The sequence below is a fragment of the Hymenobacter psychrophilus genome, from assembly GCF_900107135.1.
Taxonomy (GTDB): domain Bacteria; phylum Bacteroidota; class Bacteroidia; order Cytophagales; family Hymenobacteraceae; genus Hymenobacter; species Hymenobacter psychrophilus.
In genome coordinates, this window is the sequence record NZ_FNOV01000003.1 from 302,616 (window position 1) to 315,862 (window position 13,247).

The window sequence follows — 13,247 nt, forward strand, 5'->3', positions numbered from 1 at the left end:
TGGAGCTGTTGGCTTTTAGCTGACGGCTGGCAGCCAACAGGCTTTATTCAGAGAGGTAAAATCCGACAATCAAGCAGCAAAAAACACTGGCACGGCCATAACGCGCAACGCCCCGGTAGCTTGCGTTGCCGAGGTATTTTCAGGCGAGCAACCCCCTTCGGCCCGCTCGCAATTGCTTACTGTCCGCTCCGCTGCCGGCGCAGGAAAGCCAGCACGGTTTCGTTGAAGAGCGGGCCGTTTCCCTGGGGGGCGTAGTGCGTCAGGCCGGGCAGAATAATGACCTCGCCCCTGGGAATATTCTGGGCGATGAGCCGGGTGTGGGCCTCCCGGATAATATCTTTCTCGCCGGCCAGCACCAGCACCGGGGCCGTAATGGTGCGGAGCTGCACAGGTGTCATCTGCGGATAGTTCAGCAGCATGGTGTTAAGCCGGCGAGCTTTTCGAAAATTCTGGTTGAACGGGCTAAGCAACGTAGCCATCCGCCTGTCTTTTCGGACTTTCTGCAGCATTTCGGGGTCGACGGCCGTCGTGTCGGCGTAGAGGTTGGCCCCCATCGTAACGAGACTGCGCACCTGGGCGGGGTAGCGCAGGGCCATGCTCAGGCCGGTATTACCCCCGTCGCTCCAGCCCACAACGTGCGCAGCCGGCACTTGCAGCTGCTCCAACAACGCGTGCATATCATCGGCGAACAGATCGTAGCTCAGCCGGCCCTTGGTAGCGGCCGACTGCCCCTGGTCGCGGGTATCGACGGCAATTACCCGGTACTCTCGGGCCAGCGCCCCAAGCTGCTGCCGGAAGCTGCTGATGGATTCGCCGTTGCCGTGTAGCAGCAGCAGCGGCTCTCCCTGGCCGTAGGTTTCGTAGTAGATCCGCGTTCCGTTTACCGTTGCAAAGCGCCCGGCGGCCGGGTTGCGGCCGTAGTTCACAATATGGAGCCCCCGCAGGCTGAAATAGCGGTTGCCGGTGCCGTCAGTGGCTACCTGGCGAACGAAGCTCGGGGTGGGGTAAAACGACCGCCAACCAGCCGGAATACCCATTGCTGAGGCGGGGAGGGCACCTTCAAAGTCGGAATTACGCAGCAACACGGGCTCCCACTGGCCCTTGCGGCGCTCCACTTCCAGCTTGAAATCATCGAACCCGAATGGGCCATCCAGATAGGCCAGCCCTGCAATTTCCAACGAATCGACCTGCTTGGGCACCTTCCCGCGAACGGTATAAACACGCCATTGCTTCTCCACTGCCTTTTCCGGCAAATAGGCAACTGTTAAAAACTGCTGCTTTGCGCCCCATGCCGAAACCATTATCCATGCGTCGGATTTGCCGGCTTGCGCAGTATCCACGCTGATGCGCGCTGTGAGCCGGTAGGGCAGCCCGGCATAGGGCTTGGCATCCACCTTCTGGGCAATACCATCCACAACTGCTTGCTGAAGCACCTGCTGGCTCCGGGCCGGCGCGGTGAGTGTCAGACAAAACAGGCTGGTTGCGAGTAGCGCACGTTGCATAAGTGGGGCGAAACAGGGGATAATGAAAAAGCTCCGGCAACTTACGTCACCGGAGCTCTTACCCCGCAATTTCAATTTGGAAGGTAGCCGCCTTACTCGCCGTAGATAACCGTCAGCACCGTCTGGCCCACGGCCTTCAGGGTGCGCCGGTCGATGATGCTCATGTTGTCCTTGGTGGTATGGTGATAGGGCTGGAAATCGCCGCTGGGCAGGAAGTCGAGAACGTCAATGGTGCGCACGCCAGCCTCGTTGGTATACCGGTGGTCGTCGTCAATTTCGGGGGAGTCAGCGTAGATAAAATAGTCGGAGAAGCCCAGTTGGGAGGCCGTATTCCAGACTTTCTCCACTACATCGGGAGCCTTCACCCGCGAGAGTCCCTCGCGACTGAACTTGGCTCCCTGGGCTCCTACCATATCTAGCAAAATGCCGAAATTAGGCTTGTAGTTAGCCGGCACCACGTTTTTGGCCCAATACTGCGAGCCCAGGCACCAGCTGTCCTGGCTGCCGAGCAGGTTCTCTTTGTCGGCTTGCGTGACACCATCGTAGCCGTAATCCTCCGAGTCGAACAGGATGAAATCGACGCCCACGCCCGGCGCCAGGGTATCGGGCTGGGCGGCCAGCACACGCGCCAGCTCCAGGGCCACGGCCACGCCGCTGGCGCCATCGGAAGCGCCGTCGAGCGGGGCATTCTTGTTCTCGGTATCCTTATCGGCGAAGGGGCGGGTGTCCCAGTGGGCAAACACGGCCACCCGGCGCGGGGCGGCGGGGTGAAAGCGGGCGATGATGTTGCGCGATTTGAGGATATTGCCATCGAAGGCCTTGGCCTCAAAAGGCTGCTCCTGCACCGTCAGGCCGTATTTTTTGAACTGCCCGATTATCCAGTCGCCGGTTTTCACGTGGGCCGTCGTGTTGGGCACCCGCGGTCCGAACGCTACCTGCCGGGCAGTGTAGGCGTAGGCCGAGTCGGCGTTGAAGGCGGGGGTTTTGGGCAGGGCAGCTTCGGCGGCGGCCGGGTTGTCGGCCGCATCCTTGTTACCGGGGCAGCCGGTGAGTAGCAGCAGTCCCGCCAGCGCGGCTGGGGCAATTCGGAAAATGGTTTTCATGGCGCTAAATGCTTGAGATAGGTAGATAAGAAGGGTGCCGCAAGCTACCAGCCGCAAGCGTTCTGTTTTACTAGCCTGCGGCCAGAACCGGCAAGCCTGAGAGTTGAAACTTGGCGCTTGCGGCCTATCGCTCGCCGCTTGTTCCGCTACTCCTCGCTATACGCCCAGTCGACGCCGGTTTTGGAGTCTTTCACCACGATGCCCTGCTGCTTGAGCGCGGCCCGGATTTCATCGACTTTACCGTAGTCTTTGGCCGTTTTAGCTTCCTGGTAGAAGTGCAGCGTCAGGCTCAGCAGGTCTTCGGCGCGGGCACGGGGCTCGTCGTGCAGGCCCAGCACGTTCTGCACCAGCGTGCGGTAGGTGGCAGTGGCTTCGGCCAGCGCTTCGGGGCTCAGCTGGGCCAGCGTATCGGGTTTGGCGGCGTAGCCGTTGAGCTTGCGCAGCAGGTTGAAGAGGCTGGCCAGCGTGCGGGCGGTGTTCAGGTCGTCGTTGAGGCCGGCAAAGCAGTCGTCAGCCAGCTTGCGCAGTTCGGTATCGGCAGTGCTGGTGTCGGCTTCTAACCTGTCTATTTTTGTAGGGCGCGCTGAATTTTCAGCCTCAAGTTTAGCCAGCAGGCGCAGGCCGTTCATTATTTTGCGGTAGCCCTTGCCAGCGGCTTGCAGGCCCTCGTCGGTGATATCGACGGGGCTGCGGTAGTGGGCCTGGAGCAGGAAGAAGCGGGACGTCATGGGCGAGTAGCCCTGGGTCAGCACCTCATTCTCGCCGCTGAAAAGCTGGCTGATGGTGATGAAGTTACCCAAGGCCTTGCTCATTTTCTGGCCGTTGATGGTAATCATGTTGTTGTGCATCCACACCCGGGCCTCGTTGGTCGGGTGCTCGCAGGCCTGGCTCTGGGCAATTTCGCATTCGTGGTGCGGAAACATCAAATCCAGTCCGCCGCCATGAATATCGAACTCGGCGCCGAGATACTTGCGGCTCATGGCCGAGCATTCGAGGTGCCAGCCGGGGAAACCTTCGCTCCAGGGCGAAGGCCAGTGCATGAGGTGGCGCTCATCGGCCCGCTTCCAGAGGGCGAAATCCAGGGGGCTGCGCTTCTCGTCCTGGCCCGTGAGGTTGTCGCGCGAGCCGGCCAGCAGCTCTTCCACCACCCGGTTCGAGAGCTTGCCGTATTCGCGGCCAGCAGCGTTGTAGGCCGGCACATCAAAGTACACCGAGCCGTTGGATTCGTACCCGAAACCGTTAGCCATAATCTGCTGCACCATCTCAATCTGCTCGATGATGTGGCCGCTGGCACGGGGCGTGATGTCGGGCGGCAGGCAGCCCAGGGCCACCATATGGTCTTGGTAGAGGTTGGTGTATCCCTCGGCCACTTCCATGGGTTCTACCTGCCGGGCGCGGGCAATCCGGCCGATTTTATCCTCGCCCTCGTCGGCATCGTCTACGAGGTGGCCTACGTCGGTGATGTTGCGCACGTAGCGCACTTTGTACTGTAGGTAGCGCAGGTAGCGCGTGAGCACATCGAACACTACCGGGCCGCGGGCGTTGCCCACGTGTGCCTCGCTGTACACGGTGGGCCCACATAGGTACACGCCCACAAAAGGCGCGTTCAGGGGTTCAAACGGGGCTTTCTGGCGGGTAAGCGTATTGTAGAGCGCGAGAGGCTGAGTCATATTTTGAGCTATTAGCTACTAGCTTTCAGCTGATAGCTTTCGTTTCCTGACAGATAATTCCACTCTTGCTAAAGCGGCGTTTGGGCGTGAGCGTGTGTAGTGCAAAAGTAACGGCAGTTTCGCAGAGTGCAGAGGGACCGGAAAACAACTACGAACCGGCCCGAATTATAGAGAACAAAGTCTAAAAGCCAACTCAAAAGGCACAAAACTCCAGCCAGTCAGTCTATAAAGTTCAATCAGCAGTTTATAAAGACGGGTAACCAGTATAAAATAGCGGGCTGACTGAACGGCCCCCGGTTACTGCGGCTCGTCTTTCGGCTTCAACTGGTAAGTAGCCGTAGTCGGGAAGTGGTCGGAGTAGGGAATTTCGTAGTTCACCCAAAAGTCGCGCACCTGCCAGCGAGGGCTGGCGAACTGGTTGTCAATGCGCAGGAAGGGGATGCGGCCGTTGTAGGTGCTGCCCACGCCGTTGCCCACGCTGGTCCAGGCGTTCTGGAAGTTGTCGGCCAGCTGGTCGTAGCTGTAGCTGTAGGGCACGTCGTTGAGGTCGGCGCAGAGCAGCATTGGGTACGGACACTTGGCGAAGCGGGCCAGCAGCGTATCAATCTGCGCATGCCGCAGCACGGCCCCGCGCTTAAAGCGCCGCAGCAGCCCCAGGCCCTTCTTTTTCAGACCCGACTTGCTGGAGTAGCTGTCCACGATGTCGCGCTCTTCCATGCTCATGCTTTGCAAATGGAAGCTATACACCCGGATGGTGTCGTGGCTGGGCAGGCGCACATCCACCCACATGCCATGGTTCTGCGTCAGCTTGCCAAACTGAATAGTGCCTTTATTGACGATGGGATGGCGCGAGAAAATGGCCATGCCAAATTCGGCCCCGGCGCTGTTGGTGAGGGTTTTCGACAGAAACGCCTCGCGCCCGGCCCCCTTGCCCAGCTTCTCCACGGTCCGGAACACATTGCCATCGGCCGATTTGGTGCCGGCCGGCTCATTATAAAACTCCTGCAGACACAGCACGTCGGCCTTGCTTTCGGCCAGCCAGCGCACCATCTCTTTCGATGATTGCAGGCCCTCGTTGCGCAACTGCGGGTACACGTTGAAGATGCGCACGTTGGCCGACAGCACCTGCACCACGGGGCCGGCCGTGGCCGGCTCGGCGGCCGTGGTCAGGCGCAACGGGTGCAGGGCCAGTCCGCGCTGGAAATGGGGCCACGTGAGCACGGCCAGCGCCAGCGGCAGCAGCGCCACCGGCCAGCGGCGCAGCAGCCAGTAGCCGGCCGCCAGCAGGTTCAGGCCCAGGGCCACGGGCAGCGTGAGGGCCCCAAAAATGGCCGGCCAGAAGGTGTAAGCGGGTATCTGCGCACAGGCAATGGCCAGCAGCACCCATCCCATCACCAGCAAAGTGCACTTGAAAGCAAACGAACGACGCACGGGCAACACTTTTCTACGAACCTGAAGCAGACGGGTAAAGGTAGCCCTTCCGCGCCGGGAGTTGCCGCCGCCGTTGCAGATATTGCGGGCTCTTAATCACTTCTTGCTTCGCTTTGTATGCCTAAACTCTTACTCTGTAGCCTGCTTTGCGGCTTTCCGCTGCTGAGCCACGCCCAACTCCCCGCCCTGACCAGCAGCCTGCCGGCCCGCCAGACGCTGACTGCCAGCCCCGGCGGCCCCGTTCGCCTCACGTTTTCCGGCCCGGTAGCCAACCCGGACCCCATCCGCGTGAACACCGACCAACGACGGGGGCAACGGGCCGGCACGCTCAGCGGCGCTGGTACCAGCCAGGTGGAGTTCCGGCCCGAGCAGCCATTTGCGCCCGGCGAGCGGGTGAGCGTGAGCGTGCCGGCCAGCGTGAGCCGCCCGGCGCAGGTGCTGGAGTTCCGGGCCGCGGCCGGCCGCGGACGGGCCACCTTCGGTCCGCCCCAGACGGCCAGCCCAAACATCAATACCTTCCCGGCAGCCGTAATAGCCGGCGACGTGGACAACGACGGCGACCAGGATCTGATAATCGGTGAAGCGGTGGGGGGCCGGATTTGCTTTAATGACGGCAAGGGCAACTTCCTGACCACTCCCACACAGCCCATTCCGATTACCAACAACGCCGGCGACCTACTCCTGGCTGATTTCAACGGGGACGGCAACCTCGACATCCTGGCCAGTACCGCCCGTCAGGTATCGGAAGTCGGCCTGAACCTGGGCAATGGCCAGGGCGATTTTTCGAACCGCACGACGGTGTTCAGGGGCATGCTCTCGAAGGTGCAATTCGTCACCGGCGACTTCAACGCCGACGGCCTGACGGACGCGGTATTCATGGACGCCGAGGGAGCGGGCTCGGTACTCCAACTGATGCTCGGCACGCGCAGTGGCAACTTCGTACTGGAACCGCGGCAGTTGGCCACGCTGCCCGGGCGCGACATCGGCGTTGCCGATATGGACGCGGATGGCGACCTGGACCTGTTGCTGGTTTCCGACAAGTTGCTGGGCGTTTACCTCAACGACGGCAACGGCCAGTTCTCGGCCGGCGCAACCCTTGCCGTTAATGGGTTTTCGGCAAAGCTGACGGTGGGCGACTTTACGGGCGACGGCCACGCCGATGTGGTGTGCACCAGCTACGAAACGGCCAGCCTGAGCCTGGTTCCCGGCGATGGGGCGGGCGGACTGCTGGCCGTGCGCAACGTATCGGCCCTGAGTCCGACCTGGCAGGTTAGCTCGGCCGATATGGACGGCGACCTGGACCTGGACCTGCTGGCCACCAACGACCGGGGCATCACGCAGGTGCTGCTCAACGATGGCAGCGGCCAGTTCGCGCCCGCCTCGGCCATTCTGATTGGCTTCGACCTGTTCTTTACGGCCGACGCGGCCGACCTGAATGGCGATGGCGCCCTGGACGTGTACACGTCCAAACAGATATTCAATCCCGTCAATCCGCGCGGCATCGACATTTTTTTCAACCAGCCCCCGCTCGTTACCAGCGCGGCGGCAGCGGCCAGAGCGGGCCAGCTGGTGCTCTATCCCAACCCGGCCCACGGGCAGACGACGCTGGAGCTGCCCGCCTCCCCCGAACCTACCGCAGTGGAAGTGCGCGACGCATTGGGCCGCCTTGTGCAGACGCTGACTGTAGCCCCCGGCCCGGCTACCCGAACGGTGCCCGTACCGCTGGCCGAACTGGTACCGGGGGTGTACTCGGTACGGGCGCGCACCAGCCGCTGGCGCGGGGTGCAGCGGCTGCTGGTAGAGTAGCCGCTGCACCCCGCGCCAGCGTTGGCCTTAAGTGCCGGTTTGAGCCGTACCACCAAGAGCTGACTAATGGTGTTGCACCAGCCGCAGGTTGGCTGTTGATGTGCAGCCGACAAGACGCCCATCACATGCCGCTGGGGCCAGTTCAGACACTAATGGCTACGGACTGACGACTAAATGCTGGCTTGTTTGCGGCAATTTCTTGTTGTACCTTTGCCCCACACGATGAAAGTAAGACCAGAGGGGACGTATCGTCCCCTCTTTCTTTTTACCGCCCCTTACCCGGGCCCGCTGCCTATGACCCTCGACCGTAACCTGCTGCTGGAAATGCTGCGCGATAGTCTGCCCCTCGAAGGCACCCTGTTCGCGGTAGATTTGACTGTTTCGGATTCCGTGCGGCCTAAAGTAACCGTTACGCTCGATGGCGAGCAGGGCCTGGGAATTGATGAGTGTGCGCAGGTAAGCCGCCGGCTGGCCCGCCGCATCGAGGAGCACTACGGCGACGAGCTGAGCTACACGCTCGAAGTAACCTCGCCCGGCGCCGACCAGCCCCTGCGCGACCCGCGCCAGTACGCCCGTCACGTAGGCCGCACCCTGCAGCTGAAACTGCAGGACGGCACCGAGAAAACCGGCAAGCTCGAAACCATTCTGCCCGATGGCGAAGGCATCGAGCTGGCCGAAATTATCAAGGATAAGCACAAGCAGAAAATCCTGCCCGTCGTAGTCGTGCCCTTCGCGGGCATTACCGAGGCGGTAGTGGTTATCTCCTTCAAATGAGTTTTCGAGTTGTTAGCTGATAGCCATTAGCTGATAGCCTTGTTTCTGAGTTATTCACCTTTTGGCAGTAGCCGTTAGCCCTCCCCGATGGAAAGCTAACAGCTAAAAGCTGACAGCTAAAAGCTTAAAAAATGAACAGCAGCGTCCTGATTGAATCGTTTGCCGAATTCGCCCGCTCGAAAAACATCGACCGGCCCACCATGATGAGCATCCTGGAGGAAGTGTTTCGCACGATGATTCGCAAAAAGTACGACGACGACTCCAACTTCGACGTCATCCTCAACGTGGACCAGGGCGACCTGGAAATCTGGCGCAACCGCGAAATTGTGGACGATAACTCGGAGGATATCTGGGATTTCGATAAGATTCCGCTGGCCGAAGCCCAGAAGATTGAGCCTGACTTTGAGGTGGGCGAAGAAGTGGCCGAGGAAGTAAAGCTGGAGGATTTCGGCCGCCGTGCCGTGCTCATGGCCCGTCAGACGCTGATTCAGCGCGTGAAGGACCTGGAGCGCGACTTGCTCTACCAGACCTATAAGGATCAGGTGGGCGAAATTGTAGTAGGCGAAGTGTACCAGGTGTGGGGCCGCGAGGCGCTCATCCTTGATAAAGACGACAACGAGCTGAGCCTGCCTAAAACCGAGCAGATTCCGAAAGACCGCTACCGCAAGGGCGACAACATCCGCGCCGTGGTACACCGCGTGGATGTGCTCAACGGCACGCCCAAAATTATTCTTTCGCGTGCTGCCCCAGCTTTCCTCGAGCGCCTGATGGAGCAGGAGGTACCCGAGATTTTCGACGGCCTCATCACCATCAAAAACATCGTGCGCGAACCCGGCGAGCGGGCCAAAGTAGCCGTGGAGAGCTACGACGAACGTATCGACCCTGTCGGTGCCTGCGTGGGCATGAAAGGCTCACGTATTCACGCCGTGGTGCGCGAGCTTGAAAACGAGAACATCGACATTATCAACTACACCGACAATCTGGAGCTGTACATCGCCCGGGCCCTGTCGCCGGCCAAGCTCACGTCGATGAAAATCAACGAGCAGACCGGCCGCGTATCGGTGTTCCTGCGACCCGACCAGGTAAGCCTGGCCATTGGTCGCGGCGGTGCCAATATCAAGCTGGCTTCACGGCTGGTGGGTATGGAAATCGACGTATTCCGCGATGCGGGCGACTTCGAAGAGGACATTGCCCTCGACGAGTTCAGCGACGAAGTGGAAGCTTGGATTATCGATGAGCTGAAGAAAATCGGCCTCGATACCGGCCGCGCCGTACTAGCGGTGAACAAAGAAGACATTGTGCGCCGCACCGAGTTGGAGGAGGAAACCGTAGAGGAGTTGTTCCGGGTTATCCGCAACGAATTCGACGACGAAGCCGAAGCGGCTCCCAAGCCCCGCTTCGCCGATGACGAGGAGGCCACCGCTGAAGAAACGGGAGCTGCCGACAATGCCATCGACGACGTCAGCAACACCGACGCAGTCGCCAACATCGTCAGCAACGACGAGGCCGGCGACGCAGCAACTGATGAGCCGTCGGGCGCTGAAGATGCGGTTGAACCAACGGCCGAAGTAGCCGAAATGAGTGAGGCGCCCGCCGAAACCAGTGAAGAGCAGCCGGTAACGGATGCCGACACGGAATCGGAGCCGCTTAAAAACGACGATTCACCAAATTCCGGCGCCGCGCAATGAGTGCGCGGCGGCCGGTACGGCAAGGGCGTTGAAATCGGGCCGGGTGGCTTGATTTCAACGTCGCCCGGCAAGATTTAATGTAGTACCTTTGCAACTGAATAAGAGCATCGTTCGCGAGCACAGAATGGCGGAAGCATCAACTAAACGGCTAAATCAGGCGGCCAAAGACCTGAACGTTGGCATCTCCACGATTGTGGATTATCTGACGGAAAAAGGGCATTCCATCGAAAACAAACCAACGACCAAGCTAACGGCCGAGCAGGTAACCCAGCTCAATAAGGCCTTTGCTTCGTCGGTGCAGGATAAGAAGGAAGCCGAAAAAGTCAGCCAGGCCAAGCGCCAGAGCGAGCTGGAAGCCGCTGCGGCTCAGTCCCGTGCGTCTGAGGCTGCCAGGCCAACGCCTGTTGCGGCCCCCGAGCCGAAGCCTGAGCCGGTTGCTGCTACGCCTGTTCCTGCTCCCACCCCACCGGCCCCCGCCACACCTTCGGCCCCGGAAGCTCCGGTAGCCGCCAAACCCGCTGCCCCAACACCGGAGCCGGCTCCGGCTCCTGCTCCTGAAGCGGCCGACACCCCCCGGGTGCCAGGCCTGAAGGTGTTGGGCAAAATCGAGCTCGACTCGAAAGGCCGCCCCGTGCGCCCCAAGGCTGAAAAGCCAGCGGCCCCCGCGAAGCCCGCCGAGCCCAAAGCGCCCGAAGCCAAAACGTCGGCTCCTAAAGCTGCAGAGCCCAAGGTAGCCGAAGCCAAGGCAACGGAGACAATCGCTCCTGCCGAAGCAAAAGCGCCGGAAGCTAAGGCTCCGGAGGCCAAAGCGCCGGTAACTAGCGCCCCCGCTGAGACCAAGACCCCCGAGGCGAAAGCACCGGAGGCCGCAGCAAAGCCTGCCGAAGCCGCTAAAGCCGAAGCCAAGCCTGCTGCCAGCGCTCCAACCGCACCGGTTGCTGCTGCTCCGGCCGCAACTACGCCGGCTCCGGCCGCCCCCGCCGCCGAAGACAACACTATCGTTGCCAAAGCCGATCAGCTAAAGGGCCTGACGGTACTGGGTAAAATTGAGCTACCTACCGACTCGTCGCGCCGCGGTGGTCGTGGAGCGCGCCCGGTGGCCTCGTCCGACGTGCGTAAGAGTGGCCTCAGCGCCGACAAGAAAAAGCGCCAGCGCATCCCGATGAATGGCCCCGGCCAGACGGGTGGACCTCGTCCGACCGGCACCGGTCAGGGCGCCCGTCCGACTGGTACGGGTCCGGCCGCTAACCGCGCCGGCAACCGTGGGCCGGGCACGCCGCGTCCGAACGCCGCGCCGCTCACGCCCGAGCAGAACGACAAGCAGATTCAGGAGCAGATCAAGGCTACGCTGGCCAAGCTCAGCGGCGGCCGTGGTCAGTCGCAGAACCGCGCTAAGTATCGCCGCGACAAGCGGAGCAACGCCGCTGACGACCGCGAGGCGATGCGTGCTCAGAACGAGCTGGACTCCAAGACGCTGAAAGTAACCGAGTTCATCTCGGCCAACGACCTGGCGTCGCTCATGGACGTGTCGGTGAACGAAGTAATTAAGGTGTGCCTGAACATGGGCATGTTCGTTTCCATCAACCAGCGCCTCGACGCCGAAGCCATTACCGTAATTGCCGATGAGTTCGGCTACGATATTGAGTTCCTGTCGGCTGAAGAAGAGGAAACGGTAGCCGAGATTGAGGACGACGAGGCTGACCTGCAGCCCCGCGCCCCCATTGTGACCATCATGGGTCACGTCGACCACGGCAAGACTTCGCTGCTTGACTATATCAGGAGTGCCACGGTAGCCAAAGGCGAAGCCGGTGGTATCACCCAGCACATAGGCGCCTACGACGTGATGACCAAGTCGGATAAGCGCGTAACGTTCCTCGACACGCCGGGTCACGAAGCCTTTACCGCTATGCGAGCCCGTGGTGCCAAAGTCACCGACATTGCTATTATCGTGGTAGCGGCCGACGACTCGGTAATGCCCCAGACCCGGGAAGCCATTAACCACGCGCAAGCGGCTGGTGTGCCCATAGTTATTGCCCTCAACAAGATTGATAAGCCCGGCGCCAACCCCGATAAGGTGCGCGAAGAGCTGTCGGTGATGAACATTCTGGTAGAAGAGTGGGGCGGCAAGTATCAGAGCCAGGAAGTATCGGCTAAAACTGGTGCCGGCATTGATGACCTGTTGGAGAAAGTGCTGCTCGAAGCCGAGATTCTGGAGCTGAAGGCCAACCCTGACCGCAAGGCTGTGGGTACGGTTATCGAAGCCTCGCTCGACAAGGGCCGTGGTTACGTAACGACCATCCTGGTGCAAACCGGTACGATGGAAGTAGGCGACATTGTGCTGGCTGGTCCGCACTTTGGCCGTGTGAAAGCCATGACCGACCATCGTGGCAAGAAAATGAAGAAAGCCGGCCCGGCTACCCCGGTGCAGGTGCTCGGCCTGACGGGTGCGCCCCAGGCCGGCGACAAAATCCAGGTAATGGAAACCGAGCGCGAAGCCCGCGAACTGGCCACCCAGCGTCAGCAGCTGGCCCGCGAGCAGAGCATGCGCACCAAGAAGCACATTACGCTCGACGAGATTGGTCGCCGTCTGGCAATCGGCTCGTTCAAGGAGCTGAACGTGATTGTGAAGGGCGACGTGGATGGCTCGGTGGAAGCCCTGTCCGACTCGCTGCTCAAGCTCAGCACCCCGGAAATTGCCGTCAACATTCTCAGCAAAGGGGTGGGTGCCATCTCGGAATCCGACGTATTGCTGGCCTCGGCCTCCGATGCCATCATCATCGGCTTCCAGGTGCGGCCTTCCATTAGTGCCCGTAAACTAGCTGAGCAGGAGCAGATTGATATCCGCCTCTACTCGATCATTTACAACGCCATCAACGAGGTGAAGGATGCCATGGAAGGCATGCTGGCCCCAACGGTGAAGGAAGTGGTCGTGGCCAACGCCGAAATCCGTCAGGTGTTCAACATCACCAAAGTAGGTGCTATTGGCGGCTGTATGGTGACCGACGGCACGTTTACCCGCAAAACCAAGGTGCGCCTCGTGCGCAACGGCATTGTGGTGTACTCGGGCGACATCAAGGACCTCAAGCGCTACAAAGACGACGTGTCGGAAGTACGCCAGGGTTACGAGTGCGGTATCTCACTCAAGAACTTCGACGACCTCCAGGAGGGCGACAATATCGAAGGCTTCGAGGAGCAGGAAATCAAGCGGACGCTCTAAGGAGCTTCCGGCTTGCTGTAAAAAGCATCGGCCCCATCCTGTTACAGGATGGGGCC

The 13,247-nt window shown here is 60.7% G+C and carries 7 protein-coding genes and 1 pseudogene; 4 read left to right on the plus strand and 4 right to left on the minus strand.

Going from position 1 to position 13,247, the window contains the following annotated elements:
* Positions 1-176 precede the first annotated feature (176 nt).
* From BLW21_RS06300 to BLW21_RS06315, 4 genes are all read right to left on the minus strand, one after another.
* A complete protein-coding gene (locus BLW21_RS06300) occupies positions 177-1,502 on the minus strand; it encodes an alpha/beta fold hydrolase (RefSeq protein WP_092738599.1) in 1,326 nt (441 codons plus the stop codon).
* A gap of 92 nt (positions 1,503-1,594) precedes the next feature.
* Positions 1,595-2,605, minus strand: coding sequence for a M28 family peptidase (locus BLW21_RS06305; RefSeq protein ID WP_092738600.1), 1,011 nt, complete (start codon positions 2,603-2,605; stop codon positions 1,595-1,597).
* Positions 2,606-2,751: 146 nt separating this feature from the next.
* A complete protein-coding gene (cysS, locus tag BLW21_RS06310) occupies positions 2,752-4,275 on the minus strand; it encodes a cysteine--tRNA ligase (RefSeq protein WP_092738601.1) in 1,524 nt (507 codons plus the stop codon).
* Positions 4,276-4,572: 297 nt separating this feature from the next.
* On the minus strand, positions 4,573-5,706 hold the full coding sequence (locus BLW21_RS06315) for an endonuclease/exonuclease/phosphatase family protein (protein WP_139255106.1): 1,134 nt from the start codon (positions 5,704-5,706) through the stop codon (positions 4,573-4,575).
* Positions 5,707-5,823: 117 nt separating this feature from the next.
* Here BLW21_RS06315 and BLW21_RS06320 point away from each other — a divergent pair, with 117 nt between their 5' ends.
* The 4 genes and pseudogenes from BLW21_RS06320 to infB all read left to right on the plus strand — a co-directional run bounded on the left by BLW21_RS06320 (position 5,824) and on the right by infB (position 13,191).
* A complete protein-coding gene (locus BLW21_RS06320) occupies positions 5,824-7,512 on the plus strand; it encodes a T9SS type A sorting domain-containing protein (RefSeq protein ID WP_092738603.1) in 1,689 nt (562 codons plus the stop codon).
* A 294-nt stretch (positions 7,513-7,806) separates the two neighbouring features.
* Positions 7,807-8,286, plus strand: a complete 480-nt coding sequence (locus BLW21_RS06325; protein ID WP_175470876.1) for a ribosome maturation factor RimP — start codon at positions 7,807-7,809, stop codon at positions 8,284-8,286.
* A gap of 131 nt (positions 8,287-8,417) precedes the next feature.
* Positions 8,418-9,653 (plus strand): annotated as a pseudogene (gene nusA / locus BLW21_RS06330) (transcription termination factor NusA); the annotation flags it as partial.
* A 445-nt stretch (positions 9,654-10,098) separates the two neighbouring features.
* Positions 10,099-13,191: a translation initiation factor IF-2 gene (gene infB, locus BLW21_RS06335; RefSeq protein WP_092738605.1), complete on the plus strand. Its 3,093-nt coding sequence runs from the start codon at positions 10,099-10,101 to the stop codon at positions 13,189-13,191.
* Positions 13,192-13,247: the final 56 nt, after the last annotated feature.